This is a genomic window from Micromonospora sp. LOL_015, from assembly GCF_048060275.1.
Lineage (GTDB): Bacteria > Actinomycetota > Actinomycetes > Mycobacteriales > Micromonosporaceae > Micromonospora_E.
The window spans coordinates 74,501-97,167 of the sequence record NZ_JBHMIO010000008.1; the positions used below are offsets into that span (position 1 = coordinate 74,501).

The window sequence follows — 22,667 nt, forward strand, 5'->3', positions numbered from 1 at the left end:
CCGGCCGACCAGTCTCCCCGCTGGTTGGCCGGCCCGGCCACGTCAGCCCGTGTTGCGCATGCCGGCGGCGATGCCGTTGACCGTGGTCAGCAGGGCCCGCTCCAACGCGGTGTTGTCGCTCGGCGCCCGCCGGGCACCCGGTGCGGTCGCCACCGTCCGCGTCGCCGCCCCCGAGTCGCGGTACTGCCGCAGCAACGCCACCTGCAGGTGGTGCAGCGGCTCCAGGTAGGTGTCCCGGACCGCGAGGGTGCGCTGCAGCACGTTGTTGTTCTGCAGCAAGCTCGACGACCCGGTGATTGCCAGCACCTCGCGTACCGTCCGCTCGTACTCCTCGGTGATCTTGTCGAAGATCGGCTGCAGCGGACCCGGCACCAGCGTCTCCACGTAGCGCCGCGCGATGCCCAGATCGGTCTTGGTCAGCATCATCTCGACGTTCGACAGGAACGTGCGGAAGAAGTGCCACTGCTCGAACATCTCGCCGAGCACGTCGGACAGGCCGGCCTCACGGGCGGCGGCCAGCCCGGAGCCGACCCCGAACCAGCCGGGCACGATCTGCCGCGACTGGGTCCAGCCGAACACCCATGGAATCGCCCGCAGCCCACCAAGCCCGGCGCCGGTGTTCGGCCGCTTCGCCGGCCGGGAGCCGATGTTGAGCGCGCCCAGCAACTCGGTCGGGGTCGCCGCCCAGAAGTACGCCGGCAGGTCCGGGTCCTCGACCAGCGAGCGGTAGCAGGCGTACGCCGAGTCGGAGACCACGTCCATCGCCGCGTCCCAGTTCTCCAGCAGCTCCAGCGGCTGGCGCGGCTCGGTGTGCAGCAGCGTCGCCTGCAGCACCGCCGCCACGGTCAGCTCCAGGTTTTCCCGGGCCAGGGCGGGGATCGTGTACTTGTCGGAGATCACCTCGCCCTGCTCGGTCACCTTGATCGAACCGTCCAGGGTGCCGTACGGCTGGGCCAGAATCGCCTCGTGGGTCGGCCCACCGCCCCGGCCGACGGTGCCGCCTCGGCCGTGGAACAACCGCAGGCGTACGCCGTGCCGGGCCGCGACGTCCCGCAGCGCCCGCTGCGCCCGGTGAATCTTCCACTGGCTGGTGGTGATGCCGGCCTCCTTGTTGGAGTCGGAGTAGCCCAGCATCACCTCCTGCACCTCGCCACGCGCGGCAACGATCGCCCGGTACGCCGGCAGCGACAGCAGCTCGTCGAGCAGGTCGCCACCGGAATCCAGCTCGGCCGGGGTCTCCAGCAGCGGCACGAAACCGACCCGGGCCAGCCCGTTGTGCACGTCGACCAGGCCGGCCTCGCGGGCCAGTACCGCGGCGGCCAGCACGTCGTCACCGCCCAACGTCATCGAGATGATGTACGACTCGACGACCTCCGGGCCGAACCGCTGCTGCGCCTCGCGGATCGTGCCGAAGACGTTGAACGTCTTGCGCGCCGACTCGGTCAACGGAACATCCATGCTGGACAGCGGACGCCGGCCGGTCAGCTCGTCGGCCAGCAGCTTTGACCGCTCGGCCCGCGACAACGAGTTGTAGTCGGTGACTTCGCCGACCCGGGCGTACATCTGGGCCAACACCGCGTGGTGCGCCTCGGCGTGCTCGCGCACGTCCAGTGTCGCCAGGTGCAGACCGAACGCCGACACCGTGCGGATCGCCGACGCCAGTTTGCCGACCGCGGTCAGCTGACCCGAGTTGCGAGCCAGCGACGCGCGCATCAGCTCCAGATCGGACAAAAGCTCGTCGGAGCCGCGGTAGTCGCGGCCGGGCACGTGCGCGGTGCCCCGGTTGAGCCGCAGCCGGGTGTTCGCCAGCTTCGCCTTCACACACCGGGCCTTCAGCCGGTACGGCTCCTCCGCGTTGGTGCGCCGGAACCGGGGCGCCACCTCCGGCAACGCGTCCAGGTCCTTGGCCAGGCTGGCCGACAGGTCCAGCGATACCCCGCGCAGCCGCCGGGACACCGACACCTCGTTGATCAAAGCGTCCATCGCCTCGTCGGTGGCCTGGATGCCGTGCTCGTGCTGGATCATCAGCACGTCGCGGGTCACCGCCGGGGTGACGTACGGGTTACCGTCCCGGTCGCCGCCGATCCAGCTGCCGAAGGTCAACGGCCGTGACGTCGGTGAAGTTTCAACGCCCAATTTGCGCAGCGTGTCGGCGAGGTCGTCGAGTACCTGCGGGGCGGCGTCGGCGTACAGGTCACGCAGGTAGTAGACGGCGTTACGGGCCTCGTCGGTCGGGTCCGGGCGGTCCAGCCGCAACTCGTCGGTCTGCCAGAGCAGGTCCAGCAGCTCCGCCAGCCGGCGGCTGCTCGCCGAGGCGTGCTCGCTGGCCCCGTACAGCACCGCCTCGGACATCTCCACGTCGAGCTCGTCGGCGACCGCCCGCAGCTTCGACAGGATCGACCGGCGGGCCGCCTCGGTCGGGTGGGCGGTGAACACCGGGCGGACCGCGAGCCGGCGCGCGGCGGCGGCGATCTCGTCGGCCGACACTCCGCGTGCGGAGATCAACGTCGCGGCCTTGTCCAGCCAGCCACCCTCGGTGGCCCGGCGGCGGCGCAGGTCCCGGGCCCGGTGCACCTGCTCGGTGATGTTCGCCAGGTGGAAGTAGGTGGAGAAGGCGCGGGCCAGCTTCGTACCCGTGGTGACGTCCATCGCGGCGAGCCGGGCCGCGGCGGCCTCGGCGTCACTACGCACCTGGGTACGGATCTCCTCGACCAGGTCGAGCAGCGGCTGGCCCTCCTGCCGGGCCAGCGTTTGGCCGAGCAGGGTGCCGAGCCGGCGGATGTCGGACCGCAGCGCCGCGTCCGGTCCGTCCTGATCCTGACCGCTGCCAGCAGCATCGGTGCCGGCCTGCGCGCTGCCGGCCTGGGTGGCGCCGGGTTGCTGGGCGTTTGCGGGTTGGGTGGCGGCGAGTTGCTGGGCGTCGGGCATCGGGTTTGCGGACAGCTCAGTCACTAGGCGCTCCTCACGCGAGTACGAAGGACGGCGCTGTCCGACAACTTGGATGTTATCGGCGATCCCCCCGGCCACGGGGAAACTGGTGAGTCTTGTCTCAACGTTCGGCGTACCGTCCTGGAAGGTCCCTTTCTAGGTGGCCATGCCGTCCCGGACGACGTGGCTGAGTTCGATGAACCGTTTCTCGGCCGGTGTGCCCATGTCGGGCGAGGTTAGTGGGTGAGGGCGGATCGGCGGGCGGATAGGCTGGTAGGCCTGACCCCCCTCCCGGACCGGGCGTGGGGGTTGTCGTCGCGTGTGCGCCCCAAGCGTGCACCGCCGCACAGCAAGGCGTATCCCACCGCGAAGGTTGTGACCATGACCGCGCTCGCCGGCCTGCTCAGCGCCGCTCTCGCCGATCCCGCCCTGACCCGGGTACGGGATCTGGCAAAGATCGCCACGCCAGGAAAAGACGGGCTGGACGTCACCGCGCCGCCGGCGCTGCGCCCGTTCACGGTCGCTGCGGTGGCCGCCGAGGCGCAGGTCGGCGGGGCGGGGCGACCGGTGCTGGCGGTCACCGCGACCAGCCGGGAGGCCGACGATTTGGCCGCCGCCCTCGGTGAGCTACTGCCGGCCGGGCAGGTCGCGGTCTTCCCGAGCTGGGAGACGCTGCCGCACGAGCGGCTGTCGCCGCGTTCGGACACCGTCGGGCGGCGGCTCGCCGTGCTGCGCCGGCTGGCGCACCCCGACGCGGACACCGGACCGACGGCCGGCGACGGCAAGTCCGGCGACGGTACGCACGGCGAGAGACAGCGGCAAGGGCCGCTGCGGGTGGTCGTGGCGCCGGTCCGCTCCGTGCTGCAGCCGCAGCTCAAAGGGCTCGGTGACCTGGAGCCGGTCCAGCTGACCGCCGGAGGCAACTCCGGTGGCGGCCTGGAGGACATCGTCGACCGGCTGGTCGCGATGGCGTACGCACGGGTCGACCTGGTCACCAAGCGCGGCGAGTTCGCGGTCCGCGGCGGCATCCTGGACGTGTTCCCGCCGACAGACGAGCACCCGTCCCGGGTCGAGTTCTGGGGCGACGACGTGGAGGAGATCCGTACCTTCGCCGTCGCCGACCAGCGCACCATCGAAGCCGTCGACCGGCTGTGGGCGCCGCCGTGCCGGGAACTGCTGCTCACCGGCCCGGTACGCCAGCGGGCCGCCGAGCTGGCCCAGCAGCATCCCGAGCTGGGCGAGATCCTGGACAAGCTGGCCGAGGGCATCCCGGTCGAAGGCATGGAGTCCCTCGCCCCGGCTCTGCTCGACGGCACCGACAGCATGGAGCTGCTGCTGCACTGCATGCCGGCCGGCACCCACGTACTGCTCTGCGACCCGGAGCGGATCCGGACCCGGGCGCACGATCTGGTCCGTACCTCGGCGGAGTTTCTCGAAGCCAGCTGGGCCGCGGCCGCCGTCGGTGGCCAGGCCCCGATCGACCTGGGCGCGGCCGCCTTCCGCACCCTGGCCGAGGTACGCGCGGTGGCCGCCACGCTCGACCAGCCGTGGTGGACGCTGTCCCCGTTCGGGCTGACCGAGGCGGAAACCGACGCAACCTCTGACATCGCGCCCTGGGAGGACGCGTCGACGCCGGTGAGCGTCAGCCCGGACACCGGGGACGCGGTGGTGCTGACCGCCACCCCCGCGCCGCTCTACCACGGGGAGACCGCCCGGGTCGTCGACGACCTGAAACGCTGGACCGGCGACGGCTGGTCGGTGGTGCTGGTCTTCGAGGGGCACGGGCCGGCGCAGCGGTCAGTCAGCGTGCTGCGCGACGCCGGTCTTGGCGCGACGCTCGTCGATGCTCTGTCGACCGCACCGACCCCCGGCGAGCTGGTCGTCACCTGCGGCAGCCTCGGCAACGGCTTCGTCGCCGAACGGGCTCGGCTGACGATCGTCACCGGCGCCGACATCAGCGGCGGCCGAGGCACGTCCACCAAGGACATGCGCAAGATGCCGAGCCGGCGGCGTAACACCATCGACCCGTTGGAGCTGCGCGCCGGCGACCACGTGGTGCACGAGCAGCACGGCATCGGCCGCTACGTCGAGCTGGTGCAGCGCAAGGTCAACGGCGCCGACCGGGAGTACCTGGTCATCGAGTACGCGCCGGCCAAGCGCGGCCAGCCCGGCGACCGGCTGTTCGTCCCGACCGACCAGCTGGACCAGCTGTCCCGCTATGTCGGCGGGGAGCAGCCGACGCTGCACAAGATGGGCGGCTCGGACTGGCAGAAGGCCAAGACCCGGGCCCGCAAGGCGGTCCGGGAGATCGCCGCCCAGCTGATCCAGCTGTACGCGGCCCGCAAGGCCGCCAAGGGGCACGCCTTCGGCCCGGACACCCCGTGGCAGCGGGAGCTGGAGGACGCCTTCCCGTACACCGAGACCCCGGACCAGCTGGCGGCGATCGACGAGGTCAAGGGCGACATGCGGCAGTCGACCCCGATGGACCGGCTGATCTGCGGCGACGTCGGCTACGGCAAGACCGAGATCGCGGTACGGGCGGCGTTCAAGGCGGTGCAGGACGGCAAGCAGGTGGCGGTGCTGGTGCCGACGACGCTGCTCGCCCAGCAGCACTTCAACACGTTCGCCGAGCGGATGGCCCAGTTCCCGGTCGAGATTCGGCAGCTGTCCCGGTTCGCCACCCCGAAGGAGACCGAGCAGACGCTGACCATGGCCGCCGAGGGCACCGCCGACATCGTCATCGGTACCCACCGGCTGCTGCAGTCGGCCACCCGTTTCAAGGCACTCGGGCTGATCATCGTCGACGAGGAGCAGCGGTTCGGGGTGGAGCACAAGGAGCACCTGAAGTCGCTGCGTACCTCGGTCGACGTACTGACCATGTCGGCGACGCCGATCCCGCGCACCCTGGAGATGGCGATCACCGGCATCCGGGAGATGTCGACGATCGCCACCCCGCCGGAGGAGCGCCACCCGGTGCTGACCGCCGTCGGGGCGTACGACGACAAGCAGGTCGCCGCCGCGATCCACCGTGAGCTGCTCCGCGACGGCCAGGTCTTCTACCTGCACAACCGGGTCGAGTCGATCGACAAGGCTGCGCGGCGGCTGCGCGAGCTGGTGCCGGAGGCGCGGGTCGCGGTGGCGCACGGCCAGATGGGTGAGGACGCCCTGGAGAAGGTGATGGTCGGCTTCTGGGAGAAGGAGTTCGACGTCCTGGTCTGCACCACGATCGTCGAGTCCGGCATCGACATCCCGAACGCGAACACGCTGATCGTGGAGCGGGCCGACCTGCTCGGCCTGGCCCAGCTGCATCAGATCCGCGGCCGGGTCGGCCGGGGTCGGGAGCGGGCGTACGCCTACTTCCTCTACCCGCGTGAGAAGCCGTTGACCGAGCACGCCCACGAGCGGTTGGCGACCATCGCCCAGCACACCGAGTTGGGCGCCGGCATGTACGTGGCGATGAAGGACCTGGAGATCCGGGGCGCCGGCAACCTGCTCGGCGGCGAACAGTCCGGCCACATCGAGGGCGTCGGGTTCGACCTGTACGTGCGGATGGTCGGCGAGGCGGTGCAGAACTTCAAGGGCGAGTCGCCCGACGACGCCGAGGCCGCCGAGGTGAAGGTCGACCTGCCGGTCGACGCGCACCTGCCGCACGACTACATCGGGGTGGAGCGGCTGCGGCTGGAGATGTACCGCAAGCTTGCCGGGGCCCGCGACGCCGCCGCGCTGCAGGAGGTCGTCGCCGAGATGACCGACCGGTACGGCGAACCACCGGCGCAGGTCGGCAACCTGGTGGCGGTGGCGAGGTTCCGGCTGCTGGCCAAGGCGTACGGGCTGACCGATGTGTCGATGCAGGGCAAGCATGTCCGGTTCGCCCCGCTGGTGCTGCCCGACTCGAAGCAGCTGCGGCTCAAGCGTTACCACCCGGACTCGGTCTACAAGTCGGCCGCCGACCAGGTCAGCGTGCCCCGGCCGACGACCCGGCGGATCGGCGGCGAGCCGCTGCGCGACCAGGCACTGCTGGACTGGTGCGCCCAGTTGCTGCGTGACGTGCTCGGTGACCCGCCGACGACGGGTGCCGTACCGTCGACGGACAGTGCCCGGGTCGGTGCACCGGCCGGCAGGGGTGCGTGAGAGAGTGTCGTCCATGCAGCGTGTCCGTCGCCTGGCGTCGATCACCGTCATTGCCCTGGTCGGGGTCGCCGTACTGTCCGCCTGCCGGTCGCAGCCCGGGGTCGCCGCCTATGTCGGCGACGAGCAGTACACCGAGGAGCAGGTGACCAGCCTCATCGACGATATGGCCGACCAGCTCGGCGAGCAGGCCGGCCAGCAGGGTGCCCCGCCGCTGCCGACTCGGCAGCAGGTAGTCAGCGCTCTGGTGCTCGCCGACGTCTGCGCCCAGCTCGATGTGCCGAGCGGCGCGCAGCCGGTCTCCCCGGAGCAGCTGGGCCTGCCGCCCGCATCGGAGTACGGGCAGACGGCTTCGCAGGCCTGGAACTGTATCGTCGGCCTGCAGGCCGGCGGCCAGGTGCAGCCGACCCAGGAAGAGCTGTTCGACCTGGTCGAGAAGGGCCGGGCCGCTGGGGTGATCCCGGACGAGGTCACCGACGAGGAGGCCGCCGGCCAGCTCGACGGTGAGCAGTTGCGCTCCTCGCTGGCCGCCCGCGACGCGCTCGCCGACGCGGTCGCCGGGCAGGACGTCACGGTCAACCCGCGGTACCGTCCGCTGGAGTTTCCGGTGCTCAGCTTCCAGGCCCCTCAGGGCAACGTGGTCGCGGTCGGCATCCCGCTCGGTGGCGGCGACTCGGGCACGGTCTCCGAACGTCAGTGACCGCCCGGATCGTCCTACTGGTCACCTCGCCCCGGCTGCCGGCGGGGCTGCTGACCGCGCAGGCCTGGGACATCGTACGCCGGTTTCCGGTGTTCGCTGGCTTGGACAGTGAGCTGGCCACGGCGGTCAGCGTCGCCGGTGGCACTGTCACTGTGCCGGTACCGGAGTCGGAGTCGGTTGAGGAGACGCTGCTGGCGGCGGCCGCCGAGCACGGTACGGCGGTGTGGCTGGCCGGTCCGGCCGGTGACGAGGACCTGGCCCGCCGGCTGGGTCTGCGGCTGGCCCGCGAGCCCGCCCTCGCCGAGCTGGAGCTGATGTACGGCTCCTGGGATCCGCCCGGCGCCCGGCTGCTCGACGCGGTCGAGGTCATGGACCGGCTCGTCGCACCGGGCGGCGATCCGTGGAAGCGGCAGCAGACCCACGACTCGCTGGCGCGGTATCTGCTGGAGGAAAGCTACGAGGCGTACGACGCGATCTCCGCCGGTGACCTGGCGGCGCTGCGCGACGAGCTGGGTGACGTGCTGCTGCAGGTGGTGCTGCACGCCAGACTCGCCCAGGAGCTGCCGGACGGCGAGCGCTGGGACGTCGACGACGTGGCCGGCGGCCTGGTGGCGAAGATGATTCGCCGCAACCCGCATGTCTTCGCCGGTGTCGCGGTGGCCGACGTCGATGAGATCGTCGACAACTGGGAGCGGATCAAGGCCGCCGAACGGGCCGCGTCGGGTGTCGCTTCCGGGGTGGGCGGCGCTCCGTCACCGATGGACGGGATCGTGCTCGCCCAGCCGGCGTTGTCACTGGCCGACAAGGTGCTGCGGCGGGCTGGACGCGCTGGGGTCGACGTACCGCTGCCGCAGCCGGACGCGGCCGACCTGAAGCCGGACGGTGCGGCGGATCCGTCGACGCGGCTCGGCGCGCGGTTGCTTGCGCTGGTCGCGCAGGCCCGAGCCGACGGCCTGGACGCCGAAGGCGCGTTACGCCGGGCAGCCCTCGCGTACGCCGCCGCCGTCCGCGCTGCGGCCGGGTGACGGCGGTGGTGTGGCATCACCGGTCGGCACCGTCACCGGTCGACGGCTCGGAGGCCTCCGGGCGCAGCCGGATGCCGATCAACTCCAGGGTGAGGAACGTGACGACGCCGAAGAAGAGCGCGATGTCGGCGACGTTGCCGATGAACCAGTCGAAGTACGCGATGAAGTCGACTACGTGGCCCTGCCCGAACGACGGCTTCCGGAACACCCGGTCGAGCAGATGGGTGAACGCCCCACCCAGCACCAGGCCGAGCGCCGTTGCCCAGGCCCGGGAGCGGGCCCGCCACGCGAACCAGGCGGTCACGCCGACACCGATCGCGGCGGCGATGGTGAAGATCCACGTGGTGTTCTCGCCGAAGGAGAACGCGGCACCCGGGTTGTAGATCAACTGGATGCCGAGGGCGTCGCCGACCAGCGGGATCCGCTCGCCCCGGGTCAGCGTCGCCTCCGCCCACATCTTCGTCAGCTGGTCGACGACGAGCACCGTGGCGGCGATGCCGAAGGCGAGCCATGGGGCGCGGCGGGTCCACCGTTGCCGCCGAGGCGCGCGTGCTGCCGTACCGCCGTCGGTCGGTTCGTGGATGCTCTCGTCGGTGCCGGCCTGCTCGTTCATGATCGGTGATTCTCCCACCGCTGCCCGGCAGTTGACAGCCGCGTCGACAGGCTCTGGCGAGCCTCGCCGAGGAGGAGTGGTCGGAGTACGCCACAGGTGGGTCGTACTCCTGATTCAGCTGGTCGAAGAGATGTACTCGCGGGCGTCGAAGAACTCCTGGGTCCGGAACTGGTCGAGGACATCGAGGACGACCGGTAAGGCGTAGCCGGTGGATGCCTGCGGTTCTGCCGGACGGCGAGCACCACGGAGACGGTGAGCGAGACGACCGACAGGATGATCGCCGTGATGTTGGTCAGGGTCTCCGCCTGCACGACTCAAGCCTAGGTGGACGGTGCAATTGGCAGGTCGGCTGATGTTGCGAATAGCTACCAAGAGCGTGGGAAGGGGATACCGTTGGGAAGATGTTCCGGCGGGCTTCCCGACTGCGGAGGGTTCGTGGTGTCGCAGTTGTGGTTGTGGTCCTTCGTGGTGGTCGCGCTCGGTGCCGTGCTGTACTTCGTCCGCTGGATGCGCGAGCCCAAGGGCGTCCCGGTCGTCGTGTACCTGCTCGCGATCGTCATCCTGATCTGGTCTGCCATCTGGCACGCGGTGATGGCGCTTGGAGGCGCCCTGACCGCGGCCGGCGACCACGCCGTGCACTGGGGGTACTACGCCGACTGGATCGTCACCGCCCCGTTGCTCGGCTACGCGCTGGTGCTGGTCGGAACGCATGCGTCGGCCGGCAGGAGGACCGACCTGGCGGCCCTCGTGGTAGTGACCAGCGTTCCCATGATCTTCTGCGGACTGGTTGGTGACCTGGCGCTCGAACCGGCCACGCGATACCTCGCCTACGGAGTCGGCGTCCTCGCGCTTGCGGCCAACTTCGTGGTGATCTGGGGGCCGCTGCGCAGAGCGGCAGCTCAGCAGCCGGACCAGATGCGGACTCACTTCAACCAGTTGGCCGTGCTGCTCAGCGCCCTGTGGCTCGGCTTCACCCTGGTCTGGCTGGTGGGACCAGCCGGTCTCGGCGTGTTCGACGAGCCCACCACGACAGCGGTGTTCGTGGTCCTCACGGTGCTGATGAAGATCGTGTGGAGCGCGCTCGACCTGAGGCGGCTGCGGTTGCTCGCCGACCGGGGCAACCTGCACGTCACGCATTGACTGCCGACCGTTGGCTGCTGAGTCGGGCCGGGTGGGTCGTTGTACCGGCGTTCGGCGCGGTGCTGCTGATCCATCTGGCTGTGCTGAACCACTCGACACCAGCGGTCGATTCGCCGCTGCCGTTGCTGGTGGGGCTGCTACTCGGCCTACCCCACGGCGCCGTCGACCATCTGGTGCCGGCCTGGTTGAGACCCGCCAGCGACGGCTGGCGGCCACGAGTGAGCCTGCTCGTCGGGTACGCCTGCCTCGCTGTCCTCGTCTGGTGGATCTGCCACCGCTTCTCCGGCCCGGCGCTCGTCGTGTTCCTGATTGTCGCGGTCGTCCACTTCGGCACCGGCGACGAGGCGTTCCACCGGCAACGGGACGCGCGACGAACACCGACTCGGCCGTACGCCGTGCTCGCCTACGGAGCGCCGCCGGTGCTGCTGCCGTTGACGCTCTGGCCGGACCACGTTGATCCGCTGCTGGAGAGCATCGGCGCCGGTTCGGCGTACCTGCTGAACAGCGAGGTCCGGGTGAGCGCCGTCGTGCTTGCCGGCGCGGCGGTGGTCGCCACCATGGTCAACGACCTACGGGCTGGCCGGCGCGGCGACGCCGGATACCTCGGGCTGCTGATCGCCGTGTTCGTGCTGGTGCCGCCTGGGTGGGCGTTCGGCACCTACTTCGCGGCGGGTCACTCGGTGCGGCATGTGGCCCGGCTGCTGCTGGCCGACCCCGGCAACGCTGCCACCCTGGCCGCCGGCCGGCTCGGTCCGGCACTGCGGCGGTTCGCTGCCCAGGCGGCGATCCCTACCGGAGCCGTGCTGGCTGTCCTGGTGCCGTTCGCCGTTTCGGCCACGCCGCAGGTGGGGCTGTCCACCGGCTTCGCGGTGTTGGCCGGGCTAACCGCACCGCACGCCCTGCTGGTGCTCTGGCTCGACCGGCGCGGCGTCGACTACCTGGCGCGGGAGCTGCCGGGCCGGCAAGACTCGACCCAGCCCGATGGCGAGGCCGGCCGCGACGATCAGTACGCCGATGAACACGCCGGCACGGCGCGGCCGGGACCGGCCCGGTCGGGGCGGCGGTCGACGTTCCACTCCGAGCCGGCGCAGCCCGGTGAACCAAGCCAGGAACGCCACCACGGTCAGCATCACCGCCAGGTAGCCGAGCGCCGCCGACGGTGACCTGCCGGGCGGGGGCCGCCAGCGAGCCGGGGCGCGTAGCGAACCAGCGCGGCCAGCGGCAACGGTGGCAACGGCGTACCGCAGGGCCTGGCCTGGTGCTGGTCGAGCTGGACCGGACCCGGGCAGGGCTCACTGACCAGCTGACCGGTGCGCGGCGATCGCCGGCTCGCCGCCGGCACCCGACTGCCGTCCACCCGCAACTTGGCCGCCGAGCTGATGGTCTCCCGAAGGGGCGAGGCGTATGAGCAGTTGTCCGCCGAGGGCTGGTTGCTGGCCCGACGGGGTGCCGGCACCACGGTCGCCGCGACCCCGCCGCGCCCGGCGGCTCAGCACACCCCACCGGACCCGCCGCGAGGACCACTGCACGGACCGGGGACCGGGTGGCGGTGCTGCGGCTGCGTACCGGCCTGGCCGGTTACCTGAGCCGGGTCAGGGCCGCCCGGACCGACCCGGCCCGGCTGTTCGTCACCACCGGCGCCGTGCAGGCATTCGATTTGCTCGCCACCGCACTGCGGGAGCGCGGCGCGACGACGGTCGGCATCGAGGATCGGCGGAGTGGTGCTGGCCCCGCACCGCCGTCACGAGCTGCTCGATTGGGCCCGGCGTACCGGCGGGTTGATCATCGAGGACGGCTACGACGCCGAGTTCCGCTACGACCGGGAGCCGGTCGGTTGCCGGCAAGGGGTGGCACCGGACCAGGTGGCGTACATCGGCTCGGTCAATATGGCCCTGGTGCTGGAGCTGCCGGCCGGGGTCGACGACGCGGCGCTGGCCGTGGCCGCGGCTCGGCCCGGACCGGTGCTCGGCTATGCCGCGCATTCACCGGGCGAACTGGAGTCGCCGGTCCGGACACTCGCCGGGTTGATCGGCGCATAGCGTCGGTGGGATGGCCTAGGGTCGGTGGCATGGCGTCGTTCGTACCTCTGGCTGAACGCATCATCGACGCGCTGCTGGCCAGCGATCCGGTCCTGGCGTCGTCGGCCGGTGACCACCGCTACGACGACCGGTTGCCGGACCTGTCCGTCGATGGCGTCGCCGCCACCGCGACGATGCTGCTGGACGCTACCAACGCGCTCGCCGAGGTGGACGCGGACACACTGTCCGCCCAGGAGCGGGTGGATCACGCGATCCTGTCGTCGATCGTCGACCGGCGGCTGTTCGAGCTGACCGAGGTGCGTGCCCGGGAGTGGAATCCGCTGGTTTACAATCCGGGGCCGCTGCTGCACGGGCTGATCGCCCGCCCGTTCGCGCCGGCCGCGCAGCGGCTGACCAGCCTGGCCGGACGGCTCGGCGCCGTACCGGACGTGCTGGCCACCGCGCGCGAGACGCTGCGCGGCGTGCCGGCGATCCACGCGGAGACCGCCGCCGGCCAGTTCGCCGGCACCGCCGCGCTGGTCCGAGACCAGGTGCCGGGGCTGCTGGCCGAGGAGCCGGGGCTGCGGGACAAGGTTGAGCCGCTGGCGGCCGAGGCGGCGTTCGCGTTGGACGAGTTTGCCGGCTGGCTGCGCGACAGCCTGGACCGCGACGTCGACCGGCGGGACCCACGGCTGGGCCGGCGGCTGTGGGAGGCCCAGCTGTGGCACACCCTGGACACCGAGCTGACCGCCGCCGACGTGCTGGACCGGGCCTGGGCGAATCTGGAGCGGGTGACCGGCGAGATCCGGGCGGCGGCGGCGGAACTGACCGGTGGGCCGGCCACCGACGACACGGCACGCGCCGCGTTGGCCCGGCTGGCCGCCGAGCATCCGGACGACTCGTCCATTGTGTCGCTGGCGCAGACCGCGATGCGGGAGACCACCGAGTTCGTCGCCGCCCACGATCTGGTGTCGATGGTGGACGACCGGTGCGTGATTCAGGAGATGCCGGAGTTCGCCCGGGGCGTCGCGGTGGCCTACTGCGACCCGCCTGGGGCGCTGGAGCGAGCCGACGTGCCGACATTCTACTGCATCGCGCCGACGCCGACGGATTGGCCCGCTGAGCGGGTCGAGTCGTTCTACCGCGAGTACAACGACCACATGGTGCGTAACCTGACCGTGCACGAGGCGATGCCGGGGCACTTCCTGCAGTTGGCGCACGCCCGCCGGTTTCTCGGCACCACCCGGGTGCGGGCGGTCGGCCGGTCCGGGCCGTTCGTCGAGGGCTGGGCGGTGTACGCCGAGGAGATGATGGTCGACGCCGGGTTCGGTGGCCTGCCGGTACGGCTGCAGCAGTTGAAGATGCAGCTGCGGATGACCATCAACGCGATCCTGGACCAGCTGACGCACTGCGCGGAGCTGCCGCAGGCCGAGGCGATGGCGCTGATGACCGGTCGGGGCTTCCAGGAGGAGGGCGAAGCGGCCGGCAAGTGGCGTCGAGCGTTGCTGACCTCCACCCAGCTGTCCACGTACTTCGTGGGCTACGCCGAGGTGGCGCAGGTGGCGGCGGCGCGGCCAGCCGGCGTACCGGCCCGGCAGTGGCACGACGCGATGCTGGCGCACGGCTCCCCGCCGCCGCGGCATCTGCCGGCGCTACAGGAATGCGGGCCGGTGCTCCGGCCTTCAGGCCGGGGGTGAAGGCCCGCGCTGGGCGGCCCGCGCTGGGCGGCCCGCCAGGGCCCGAGTAGTGCTCTGACCTGGCCGGTTTTGCTGCTCGATGTACTGCTTCACGATGCCCGGTGGCGGCGGCCGACGGAGCCGGCAACGTACGAGCCCGACCAGAGCTTGTTGGCCCGGTGGTAGTGGCGCACCAGGTCGGGAGGTGCGGATACCGTCGAGTTGTGGCATAGGCCAACTTGGTGTCGTGTGTTTCGTGCGGCTCCGGTACCGGTTCCGGGGCTGTCCGGCGCCCGGCCAGCGGGTCGCGCTGGCGAAGGTGTTCGGATGTGCCCGGGTGGTGTTCAACTACGGGCTGCGCGTCCGGCAGACCGCCCGCGGGCAGGGCCTGCCGTACGTGTCGGGACGCCGAGTTGTCGAAGTGGGTCATCACGTGGGCCAGGGCGACTCCGGAGCGGGGCGTGGCTGGGCGAGGTGTCGGCGGTGGTGTCGTGGCAGGCCCTCGCGGACCTGCACACCGCGTACCGCAACTTCTTCACCCGCGATTCCCGGTTCACGGTGCTGGACAACGGTCGTCTGCGGCCGCCGAAGATCGGCGGCCGCACGGTCCGCTGGGGCTGACGCACTTCGCGGTCATGCCGGACGGCACGAAGGCCGCCGTTTAGGGCGGCAAGGCTGTCAATGCCGATCTGACCGGCCGCCGCCCCGCTGGTGTTCGATCAGCCAGCGGGAGATCGAGTACGTTGCCGGCAGCTCGGCCGGCAGGTCGTTCAGAGCGAACCACCGGGCCTCGGCGATCTCCCGGCCGTCGACGACCGGTTCGGCGTCCGGCCCGGCGCGGGCGGTGAAACCGGCGAGCACCACGCCGGGGCCGGACATCGCCCACGGCTGGCTGCCGAAGTAGGCGATGTCGTGCACAGCCAGCCCGACCTCCTCGTCGACCTCCCGGTGCACCGCCTCCTCCAGGGTTTCGCCGGCCTCGACGAAGCCGGCCACCAGTGCCCAGATCGCGGTGGCGCCGTAGGCGTGGCGGACCAGCAGCAGCTCGGCTGCGCCGACGTGGGTGGTGCGGGTGATCGCAGCCAGGACGGCGGGGGAGAGCTGCATCGGTACGTACAGATTGCAGCCGGGACAGCGGCGGGCATGCTCGCCGGGAACGTCGGCCAGTTCGGTGGCGCAACCGCCGCAGAACCGGTGGGTACGCCGCCAGGTAATCACCTGCAGAGCGCGTCCGGCGAGCGCGGCGAGTGGCTCACCCAGCTCACCGGCCATCGCCGGCCAGCTCCGCCAGCCGCCGAGCTGATCGTCGACGGCGGGCAGGCCGGCTGCCCACACCCGGGCGCCGTCCAGGCTGCCCAGCGGCACCCACTCGGTGCTGGCCGGTAGATCGGCCACCGACGGTAGTCCGCCGTTGGCGCCGACCAGCAGTCGGCGGCCGGCCACCACCAGGCACGGATCGGCCGGGTCGGCGCCCCGGCCCACCCGGGCATCGGGAACGAATCTGCTGGGCGGGGTTGGATCGCTGGGCGGGGTTGGATCGGCCACGGGCGGCCCGTTACGCGGGGCCGGGGCGACGGTCGACGGACCGCGCTCCGTGGGGGAGCGTGAAGGCGGTCTCGTCGGCAGTGTCACTGTACCGGCTTATCGCGAATTCGACGGTCTGTCCATCGACCACCCCGCTGAAACTGCCCAGCGCGCCTTCGGTGGTGACACACACGTCGAATCGGGACGCCGCCGCCCCCTGCACCTGGCTGACCTGCACACAGGTGGCGTGTCGGCCGGCGATCGTGGTGTCGTTCTGGCTCACCACGGCCGCCGGATCCAGCGCGGTGGCGTTGAGTAGCGTGATCACCACCGGTGGGGTGACCAGGCCTCCGGCGTTGGCGTCGGTGAACAGCTCCGGATCTGGTTGGGCGGACGGGGACGGCCCGCTGGTCAGGGTGCAGACCGGCGGGGAGTCGTCGGTGTCACACTCGGTGGTGGTCTCGTCGGTGACGATCAGCTTGCCGCCCGGGTAGACGTACGCCGTACGTTGTGGGGTCTGCGCCTGCACAATGCTGGCACTGGCCCCGCCGACCAGCTGGTACTCGGCCGAGTAGGTCAACGCCCTGGCCCCGTCGAGTCGGGCGGCCAGCTCGTTGACCAGGTCGGCCGGCTCGATGGTCTGGCCGGCGTCGGCGATGGTCTGGCAGCCGGCGACCAGCAGCAGCGTGCCGGCGGCGGTGGCCGCTGCGGCGCGGCGGAACCGGTTCTCCGTTGCACGCATGGTGACAGGGTGACCGATCCTGTCCACCTACCGCAAACCGATTGACATCAATGTCAGTAAATGAGATCGATGCCAGATCCGGGTGGTTCCCGACGCGTACATCCCGCGTTTCGGAAGCCAGCGCCCGCAACGTCACCGTCGCCCGATACGCTGCCACCGGAACGGTCGGCCGCACCGTCGCGGCCTTGCGGGACTTGATCACGAGGAGCGACACAGTGGCTACCATCGAGGGAATCGTCGCCAGGGAGATTCTCGATTCGCGCGGCAATCCGACCGTCGAGGTCGAAATCGGGCTTGACGACGGCACCATCGCCCGCGCTGCGGTGCCGTCCGGCGCGTCCACCGGGGCCTTCGAGGCGATCGAGCTGCGTGACGGCGACGCGGACCGTTACTCCGGCAAGGGCGTCGAGCAGGCGGTGGCCAACATCGAGGAGCGCATCGTCGACCAGCTGGTCGGTTTCGAGGCGAGCGAGCAGCGGCTGATCGACCAGAAGATGCTGGATCTGGACGGCACCGCGGACAAGTCCGGGCTGGGCGCGAACGCCATTCTCGGCGTTTCCCTGGCGGTCGCGAAGGCCGCCGCGAACAGCGCCGAGCTGAGCCTCTTCCGGTACCTCGGTGGGCCGAACGCCCACCTGCTGCCGGTGCCGATGATGAACATCCTCAACGGCGGTGCACACGCCGACTCCAACGTCGACGTGCAGGAGTTCATGATCGCCCCGATCGGCGCGCCGACCTTCCGGGAGGCGTTGCGCTGCGGTGCCGAGGTCTACCACAAGCTCAAGTCGGTGCTGAAGAAAAAGGGCCTGGCCACCGGCCTCGGTGACGAGGGTGGCTTCGCCCCGGACCTGCCCACCAACGCCGCCGCGCTGGACCTGATCGCCGAGGCGGTCGGCGCCGCCGGCTACCAGCTCGGCACCGACATCGTGCTGGCGCTCGACGTCGCCGCCACCGAGTTCTACCGCGACGGCGCGTACGTCTTCGAAGGCGCCGGCAAGACCTCCGACGAGATGGTCGCCTACTACACCAAGCTGGTCGGCGAGTACCCGATCGTGTCCATCGAGGACCCGTTGGGCGAGGACGACTGGGCTGGCTGGTCGGCGATGACCGCCGCGCTCGGCGACCGGATTCAGATCGTCGGCGACGACCTGTTCGTCACCAACCCGGAGCGGATCGCCCGGGGCATCGCCGAGCAGGCGGCGAACGCCGTTCTGGTCAAGGTCAATCAGATCGGCTCGCTGACCGAGACGTTCGACGCGGTCGAGCTGGCCCACCGCAGCAACTTCCGCTGCATGATGAGCCACCGGTCCGGTGAGACCGAGGACACCACGATCGCTGACCTGGCGGTAGCCACCGGCTGCGGTCAGATCAAAACCGGCGCACCGGCCCGCTCCGAGCGGGTGGCCAAGTACAACCAGCTGCTGCGGATCGAGGAGGAGCTGGCCGACGCGGCGCGCTACGCCGGGGCCGGTGCGTTCCCGAGGTACCGTTCCGCCTAGTAGCGTCCCGCCGGTTCGACCAGCCCGGTCCTGGTGACCGGGTCCGGTCCGACCGGTCCCGGCGCGCCGACGGTTCGACCAGCCGTCGGCGCACCCGACCGGTCCCGTACAGCCAACCGCCTGGGAGGGGTGTGACGACGGTGCCGCAACGGCGCACACCGAGTGGTCAGGGCCCGGCCCGCCGGCCGGGACAGCCCGGCCGGTCCGGCTCGCGCGGGCCACTGCGGCTCGCCGGCCGCGACAGCGGCTCCCGGGCCGACCAGCGCGGCAGAGCTACCCGGTCGGCGGGTGCCGACCGGGTCGTAGCGCCCCGCTCCGCTGCGGGCCGCTCCGGTGACCCGGGTCGCCCGGCCAGCCGGCGGCCGGCCGCCGGCCGCCGGGTGCCCGGCGGCCCGGTCAAGCGGACCACCGCGCCGCAGCCCAACCGGTTCACCGGCCGGGCGACCGTGCTGCTGGTGGTGCTGGTCGCTCTGGCGCTGGCGTACACCTATCCGGTGCGGGTCTACCTGGCCCAGCAGTCCGACATCGCCCGCATCGAGCAGGCCCAGCAGGCCCAGCGCGAGCGGATCGCCGAGCTCAACGCGCAGGCCGAGCGCTGGCAGGACCCGGACTTCATCCGGATCGAGGCGAAGCGGCGGTTCTACATGGTCTACCCGGGTGAGGTCCCGCTGCTGGTGCTGCACGATCCGGACGGTGCCGCCCGCGACTCAGGCGAGCCGGTCGAGCCGGCCGGTGAGCGCGACGGCCCGGCCGGCCCGTGGTACGACACGCTCTGGTCGAGCGTGCAGGCCGCCGACGCGGAGGGCATCTCTCGGTGAGCGAACCGGTGAACGAATCGGTGAGTGAAGCAGCCGACGAACGTGATCTCGCGGCGGTCGCCGCGCAGCTCGGCCGGCCGCCGCGCGGCACCCGGGCGGTCGCCCACCGCTGTCCGTGTCAACTGCCCGACGTGGTCGAGACGGTGCCCCGGCTCGCCGACGGCACGCCGTTCCCGACCCTGTTCTATCTCACCTGCCCCCGGGCGACATCGGCCTGCAGTCGGCTTGAATCGGCCGGACTGATGCGTAAGTACGCCGCCGAGCTGGCCGAGGATCCCGAGTTCGCCGCCGACTACCGGGCGGCGCACGAGGACTACCTCGCCCGGCGGGAGGCGATCGGCCACGTCCCGGAGATCGCCGGAGTGTCGGCCGGCGGCATGCCGGGCCGAGTCAAGTGCCTGCACGTCCACCTGGGTCACGCGCTCGCCGTCGGCCCCGGCGTCAACCCGGTCGGCGACCGGGTGCGGGAGCTGATCGGCCCCTGGTGGGCCGGCGGCCCCTGCGTACCGCCGTCGGAGTCGGACTAGGTGACCGGCGTGACGGATCCCGGATCCGAGGCCGGCCTGGTCGTCCGGCGGGCCCGGACCCGCGACGTACGAGGCATCCGCCGGCTGATTGACCTGTACAGCCCGGACCGTCGGCTGCTCAGCAAGGCTACGGTCACGCTGTTCGAGGACGTCCAGGAGTTCTGGGTCGCCGAGCAGCCGGCGGACGGGGTGATCGTCGGCTGCGGCGCGCTGCACGTGATGTGGGAGGACCTGGCGGAGATCCGTACCGTCGCGGTCGACCCGCAGTGCCGGGGCCGGCGGATCGGGCACCGGATCGTGACGGAGCTGCTCGCCGTCGCCCGTCAGCTGGGCGTGGCCCGGGTGTTCGTGCTCACCTTCGAGACCAGGTTCTTCGCCAGCTTCGGGTTCGTCGAGATCGACGGGGCCCCGGTGCCGGCCCAGGTCTACGAGCAACTGCTGCGTTCGTACGACGAGGGCGTCGCCGAGTTCCTCGGGTTGGAGCGGGTCAAGCCGAACACTCTCGGCAACACCCGGATGCTGCTGCACCTGCGCTGACGTGCACCGCACCCGCGCCCGACGGCGTCGGCCGCCGGCCCGGCAGCGGCTACGCACCCGGTACGGTGTCCGGTGTGGCGACGCGGGTGGCGGGCATCGACTGTGGCACCAACGCGGTCCGGTTGCTGATCGCGGACCTGCCGGACCCGTGGCAGCCGGCAGAATCCCGGCCCGGCCCGGTCACGGGAGCCGGTTCGCCGGCCGGGTCGGTCGCCGCGCCGCTGACCGACGTGGTTCGTCGGATGGAGATCGTCCGGCTCGGGGAAGGCGTCGACCGGACCCGCCGGCTCGCCCCGGCGGCCATCGAACGGACCCGGCAGGCCCTCACCGGGTACGCCGCCGAGCTGGCCGCGCACGGCGTCGAGCGGGTGCGGATGTGCGCCACCTCGGCCAGCCGCGACGCCGACAACGCCGCCGAGTTCGTGGCGATGGTGCAGGCCACCCTCGGAGTGACCCCGGAGGTGGTGACCGGCGACGAGGAGGCCCGGCTCACCTTCGCCGGGGCGGTCGGTGGGCTGGCCGCCACCGCGCCGGCACCGTACCTGGTGGTGGACATCGGCGGCGGGTCGAGCGAGTTCGTCGTCGGCACCGACACGGTGCACCGGGCGGTGTCGGTGGACGTCGGCTGCGTACGGATGACCGAGCGGCACCTGCGTGCCGATCCGCCGACCGCCGCCCAGATCGCCGCCGCCGGACGCGACATCGCGGCGGCGGTCGACCGGGCGCTGTCGGTGGTGCTCGGGCCGGACCGGTCCGGCCCGCCGCCGACGCTGGTCGGGCTCGCCGGGTCGGTGACCACGGTGGCCGGGATCGCGCTGCGGCTGGACAGCTACCGGGCGGACCGGCTGCACCACGCCAGGATCAGCTACGACCAGGTGGCCGAGGTGACCGCCGACCTGCTGGCCATGCCGGTCGGGCAGCGGCTGCGGATCCCGGTGATGCACCCGGGCCGGGCCGACGTGATCGCCGCCGGCGCCCTGGTGCTGCGGATCGTCATGGAACGCGCCGACGTGTCGTCGGTGGTGGCCAGTGAGCACGACATCCTGGACGGGATCTGCCTGAGCTTGCGGTGACCGGCAGACGTACCGCAGCTCACCAAGAGGCGTACGCCACCCTCCGCGCGCCTTCCCCGGCCCCACGGCGCGTGTCAGGCTACCGGACACGTGCCCCACTGCGCGCCAGCCAACGATGACTGACCGACAGGAGGACCCCCATGGGCGAGATGGTGAGCTACCGCAGCAACGGCGGGACCAGCGAGGGATACCTGGCCCTGCCACCGGCACCCGGGGAGGGCGGCGCGGCGGGCGCCGCACCTGCGGTCATCGTGATCCAGGAATGGTGGGGGCTGGTGCCGCACATCACCGCGGTCGCCGACCGGCTAGCCGAGGCGGGGTTCGTGGCCCTCGCTCCCGACCTCCACCACGGCGTACAGGCGACCGAGCCGGACGACGCCCGCCGGCTGCTGATGGGCCTGGCGATGGACCAGGCGGCCAAGGACATCGCCGGCGCCGCCGAGTACCTCGCCGGCCGGGCCGAGTCGGCGGGCGACACCGTCGGTACGGTCGGCTTCTGCGCTGGCGGTAGCCTGGCGCTCTGGTCGGCCACGCTCACCGGGCGGATCGTCGCCACCGCCGGGTTCTACCCGGCGTTGCCGTGGGAGCGGATGCGTCCCGACTGGGCGGGCTACGCCGGCAAGTCGGCGATGATCCACTGCTCGGAGCAGGACGGCACCTCCGCCGCCGACGGGATCCAGCAGGCCAAGGGCTACATTGAGGCGGCCGGCGGCGGCTGCGTAATCTACGACTACCCTGGCACCCGGCACGCGTTCTTCAATGACGACCGGCCGGAGTCGTACGACGACGACGCGTCGAAGCGTGCCTGGGCGCGGACCTTGGAGATGTTCCGGACCCGACTCGGCTGACGTCACGGCCGGCCGGCCGGTCTCGGTCTCGGTCTCGCGGTGCGCCGTCTGCTGGCCGACCGACGTCGGAAGGAGCCGTGGTGACCGGTACCGCAGCCCACGTGACCAGCGCGGCCCACGTGACCAGCGCGGCGGCGCGGGTGCCGGACCTGCCGACGCTGGACCACACGATTGCCGGCTGCCGGGCCTGCCCGAACCTGGTCGCCTGGCGGGAAGAGGTCGCCGCGACAAAGCGCGCGGCGTTTCGTGACCAGACCTACTGGGGCCGTCCGGTGCCCGGCTTCGGGCCGCCGGACGCCCGGATCGCGATCCTCGGGCTGGCACCGGCGGCGCACGGCGGCAACCGCACCGGCCGGGTCTTCACCGGCGACCGCTCCGGCGACGTGCTGTTCGCCGCCCTGCACCGCGCCGGGCTGGCCAACCAGCCGACCAGCGTCGCTGTCGATGACGGTCTGCGGCTGTCGGACACCCGGGTGGTGGCCGCCGTCCGCTGCGCCCCGCCAGCGAACCGGCCCACCCCGGCCGAACGGGACACCTGTGCGCCCTGGCTGCACCGGGAGATCGCCCTGCTGAGACCGACGCTGCGGGTGGTGGTCGCGCTCGGCGCGTTCGCCTGGGCCGCCTGGTGGCCGGCGATGACCCGGGTGTACGGGCGACGACCGCCCACACCCCGGCCGGTGTTCGGCCATGGGGCACACTGGTCGGGCGGCGGGGCGGTGCCCGACGTGCTGGGCTGCTACCACGTCAGCCAGCAGAACACGTTCACCGGACGGCTCACTCCTGCCATGCTCGACGAGGTGTTCACCGAGGTGAATCGCCTGGCGGGGCGGATTTGACCGGGCCGAGACGACCACTGGAGGACCCGAGGGGG

General features: G+C 71.7%; 20 protein-coding genes and 1 pseudogene. 17 read left to right on the forward strand and 4 right to left on the reverse strand.

Annotated features, from left to right (window positions below; all coding sequences use genetic code 11):
- Window positions 1-42 precede the first annotated feature (42 nt).
- Entirely contained in the window at window positions 43-2,952 is a 2,910-nt protein-coding gene (gene ppc / locus ACFHWU_RS10300) for a phosphoenolpyruvate carboxylase (RefSeq protein ID WP_416551377.1), read from the reverse strand.
- A 357-nt stretch (window positions 2,953-3,309) separates the two neighbouring features.
- Between ppc and mfd the strand changes: the two genes are divergently transcribed.
- From mfd to ACFHWU_RS10315, 3 genes are read left to right on the forward strand one after another with little or no spacing between them, the layout of a single operon-like run.
- The gene (gene mfd / locus ACFHWU_RS10305; RefSeq protein ID WP_416590379.1) at window positions 3,310-7,059 is read left to right on the forward strand and encodes a transcription-repair coupling factor; all 3,750 of its coding nucleotides are present in this window, start codon (window positions 3,310-3,312) and stop codon (window positions 7,057-7,059) included.
- A gap of 13 nt (window positions 7,060-7,072) precedes the next feature.
- On the forward strand, window positions 7,073-7,756 hold the full coding sequence (locus ACFHWU_RS10310; RefSeq protein ID WP_416551383.1) for a hypothetical protein: 684 nt from the start codon (window positions 7,073-7,075) through the stop codon (window positions 7,754-7,756).
- Window positions 7,753-8,781, forward strand: a complete 1,029-nt coding sequence (locus ACFHWU_RS10315; protein ID WP_416590380.1) for a MazG family protein — start codon at window positions 7,753-7,755, stop codon at window positions 8,779-8,781. Before ACFHWU_RS10310 ends, ACFHWU_RS10315 begins: the two co-directional genes overlap by 4 nt.
- A gap of 16 nt (window positions 8,782-8,797) precedes the next feature.
- Here ACFHWU_RS10315 and ACFHWU_RS10320 read toward each other — a convergent pair whose 3' ends face one another.
- Entirely contained in the window at window positions 8,798-9,394 is a 597-nt protein-coding gene (locus ACFHWU_RS10320; RefSeq protein ID WP_416551385.1) for a signal peptidase II, read from the reverse strand.
- Between the two features lie 435 nt (window positions 9,395-9,829).
- Between ACFHWU_RS10320 and ACFHWU_RS10325 the strand changes: the two genes are divergently transcribed.
- The 7 genes and pseudogenes from ACFHWU_RS10325 (at window position 9,830) to ACFHWU_RS10355 (ending at window position 14,849) form a co-directional block, all read left to right on the forward strand.
- The gene (locus ACFHWU_RS10325; protein ID WP_416567438.1) at window positions 9,830-10,534 is read left to right on the forward strand and encodes a bacteriorhodopsin; all 705 of its coding nucleotides are present in this window, start codon (window positions 9,830-9,832) and stop codon (window positions 10,532-10,534) included.
- The gene (locus ACFHWU_RS10330) at window positions 10,531-11,697 is read left to right on the forward strand and encodes a Brp/Blh family beta-carotene 15,15'-dioxygenase (RefSeq protein ID WP_416551387.1); all 1,167 of its coding nucleotides are present in this window, start codon (window positions 10,531-10,533) and stop codon (window positions 11,695-11,697) included. Before ACFHWU_RS10325 ends, ACFHWU_RS10330 begins: the two co-directional genes overlap by 4 nt.
- Window positions 11,698-11,844: 147 nt before the next feature.
- On the forward strand, window positions 11,845-12,120 hold the full coding sequence (locus ACFHWU_RS10335; RefSeq protein ID WP_416590381.1) for a GntR family transcriptional regulator: 276 nt from the start codon (window positions 11,845-11,847) through the stop codon (window positions 12,118-12,120).
- Between the two features lie 135 nt (window positions 12,121-12,255).
- A complete protein-coding gene (locus tag ACFHWU_RS10340) occupies window positions 12,256-12,573 on the forward strand; it encodes a hypothetical protein (RefSeq protein WP_416551389.1) in 318 nt (105 codons plus the stop codon).
- Window positions 12,574-12,602: 29 nt separating this feature from the next.
- Window positions 12,603-14,249, forward strand: a complete 1,647-nt coding sequence (locus tag ACFHWU_RS10345) for a DUF885 domain-containing protein (RefSeq protein ID WP_416590382.1) — start codon at window positions 12,603-12,605, stop codon at window positions 14,247-14,249.
- A 94-nt stretch (window positions 14,250-14,343) separates the two neighbouring features.
- Window positions 14,344-14,553, forward strand: a pseudogene (locus ACFHWU_RS10350) (hypothetical protein); the annotation flags it as partial.
- A gap of 158 nt (window positions 14,554-14,711) precedes the next feature.
- Window positions 14,712-14,849 carry a hypothetical protein gene (locus ACFHWU_RS10355; protein ID WP_416590383.1) on the forward strand — a complete coding sequence of 46 codons (138 nt, stop codon included), beginning with the start codon at window positions 14,712-14,714 and terminating at the stop codon, window positions 14,847-14,849.
- Between the two features lie 57 nt (window positions 14,850-14,906).
- Here ACFHWU_RS10355 and nudC read toward each other — a convergent pair whose 3' ends face one another.
- Window positions 14,907-15,710 carry an NAD(+) diphosphatase gene (gene nudC, locus ACFHWU_RS10360; protein ID WP_416555996.1) on the reverse strand — a complete coding sequence of 268 codons (804 nt, stop codon included), beginning with the start codon at window positions 15,708-15,710 and terminating at the stop codon, window positions 14,907-14,909.
- 73 nt (window positions 15,711-15,783) lie between these two features.
- Entirely contained in the window at window positions 15,784-16,494 is a 711-nt protein-coding gene (locus ACFHWU_RS10365; protein ID WP_416555997.1) for a hypothetical protein, read from the reverse strand.
- Window positions 16,495-16,709: 215 nt separating this feature from the next.
- Here ACFHWU_RS10365 and eno point away from each other — a divergent pair, with 215 nt between their 5' ends.
- The 7 genes from eno (at window position 16,710) to ACFHWU_RS10400 (ending at window position 22,632) form a co-directional block, all read left to right on the forward strand.
- Window positions 16,710-17,993, forward strand: coding sequence for a phosphopyruvate hydratase (gene eno / locus ACFHWU_RS10370; protein ID WP_416555998.1), 1,284 nt, complete (start codon window positions 16,710-16,712; stop codon window positions 17,991-17,993).
- A 140-nt stretch (window positions 17,994-18,133) separates the two neighbouring features.
- Window positions 18,134-18,811, forward strand: a complete 678-nt coding sequence (locus tag ACFHWU_RS10375; RefSeq protein ID WP_416567443.1) for a septum formation initiator family protein — start codon at window positions 18,134-18,136, stop codon at window positions 18,809-18,811.
- A complete protein-coding gene (locus tag ACFHWU_RS10380; RefSeq protein ID WP_416556000.1) occupies window positions 18,808-19,338 on the forward strand; it encodes a DUF501 domain-containing protein in 531 nt (176 codons plus the stop codon). The genes ACFHWU_RS10375 and ACFHWU_RS10380 overlap by 4 nt, the downstream gene beginning before the upstream one ends.
- 9 nt (window positions 19,339-19,347) lie before the next feature.
- Window positions 19,348-19,875, forward strand: a complete 528-nt coding sequence (locus ACFHWU_RS10385) for an amino-acid N-acetyltransferase (protein WP_416556001.1) — start codon at window positions 19,348-19,350, stop codon at window positions 19,873-19,875.
- 86 nt (window positions 19,876-19,961) lie between these two features.
- Entirely contained in the window at window positions 19,962-20,948 is a 987-nt protein-coding gene (locus ACFHWU_RS10390) for an exopolyphosphatase (protein WP_416556108.1), read from the forward strand.
- A gap of 140 nt (window positions 20,949-21,088) precedes the next feature.
- On the forward strand, window positions 21,089-21,796 hold the full coding sequence (locus ACFHWU_RS10395) for a dienelactone hydrolase family protein (RefSeq protein WP_416590384.1): 708 nt from the start codon (window positions 21,089-21,091) through the stop codon (window positions 21,794-21,796).
- An 80-nt stretch (window positions 21,797-21,876) separates the two neighbouring features.
- The gene (locus tag ACFHWU_RS10400; protein ID WP_416556003.1) at window positions 21,877-22,632 is read left to right on the forward strand and encodes a uracil-DNA glycosylase; all 756 of its coding nucleotides are present in this window, start codon (window positions 21,877-21,879) and stop codon (window positions 22,630-22,632) included.
- The last annotated feature ends 35 nt before the right edge of the window (window positions 22,633-22,667 follow it).

Coding starts and splice junctions, on each gene's coding strand:
- ACFHWU_RS10320 (WP_416551385.1), bottom strand. CDS start 9,394: ATGAACGAGCAGGCCGGCACCGACGAGAGCATCCACGAACCGACCGAC.
- mfd (WP_416590379.1), top strand. CDS start 3,310: ATGACCGCGCTCGCCGGCCTGCTCAGCGCCGCTCTCGCCGATCCCGCC.
- ACFHWU_RS10365 (WP_416555997.1), bottom strand. CDS start 16,494: ATGCGTGCAACGGAGAACCGGTTCCGCCGCGCCGCAGCGGCCACCGCC.
- ACFHWU_RS10395 (WP_416590384.1), top strand. CDS start 21,089: ATGGGCGAGATGGTGAGCTACCGCAGCAACGGCGGGACCAGCGAGGGA.
- ACFHWU_RS10310 (WP_416551383.1), top strand. CDS start 7,073: ATGCAGCGTGTCCGTCGCCTGGCGTCGATCACCGTCATTGCCCTGGTC.
- ACFHWU_RS10345 (WP_416590382.1), top strand. CDS start 12,603: ATGGCGTCGTTCGTACCTCTGGCTGAACGCATCATCGACGCGCTGCTG.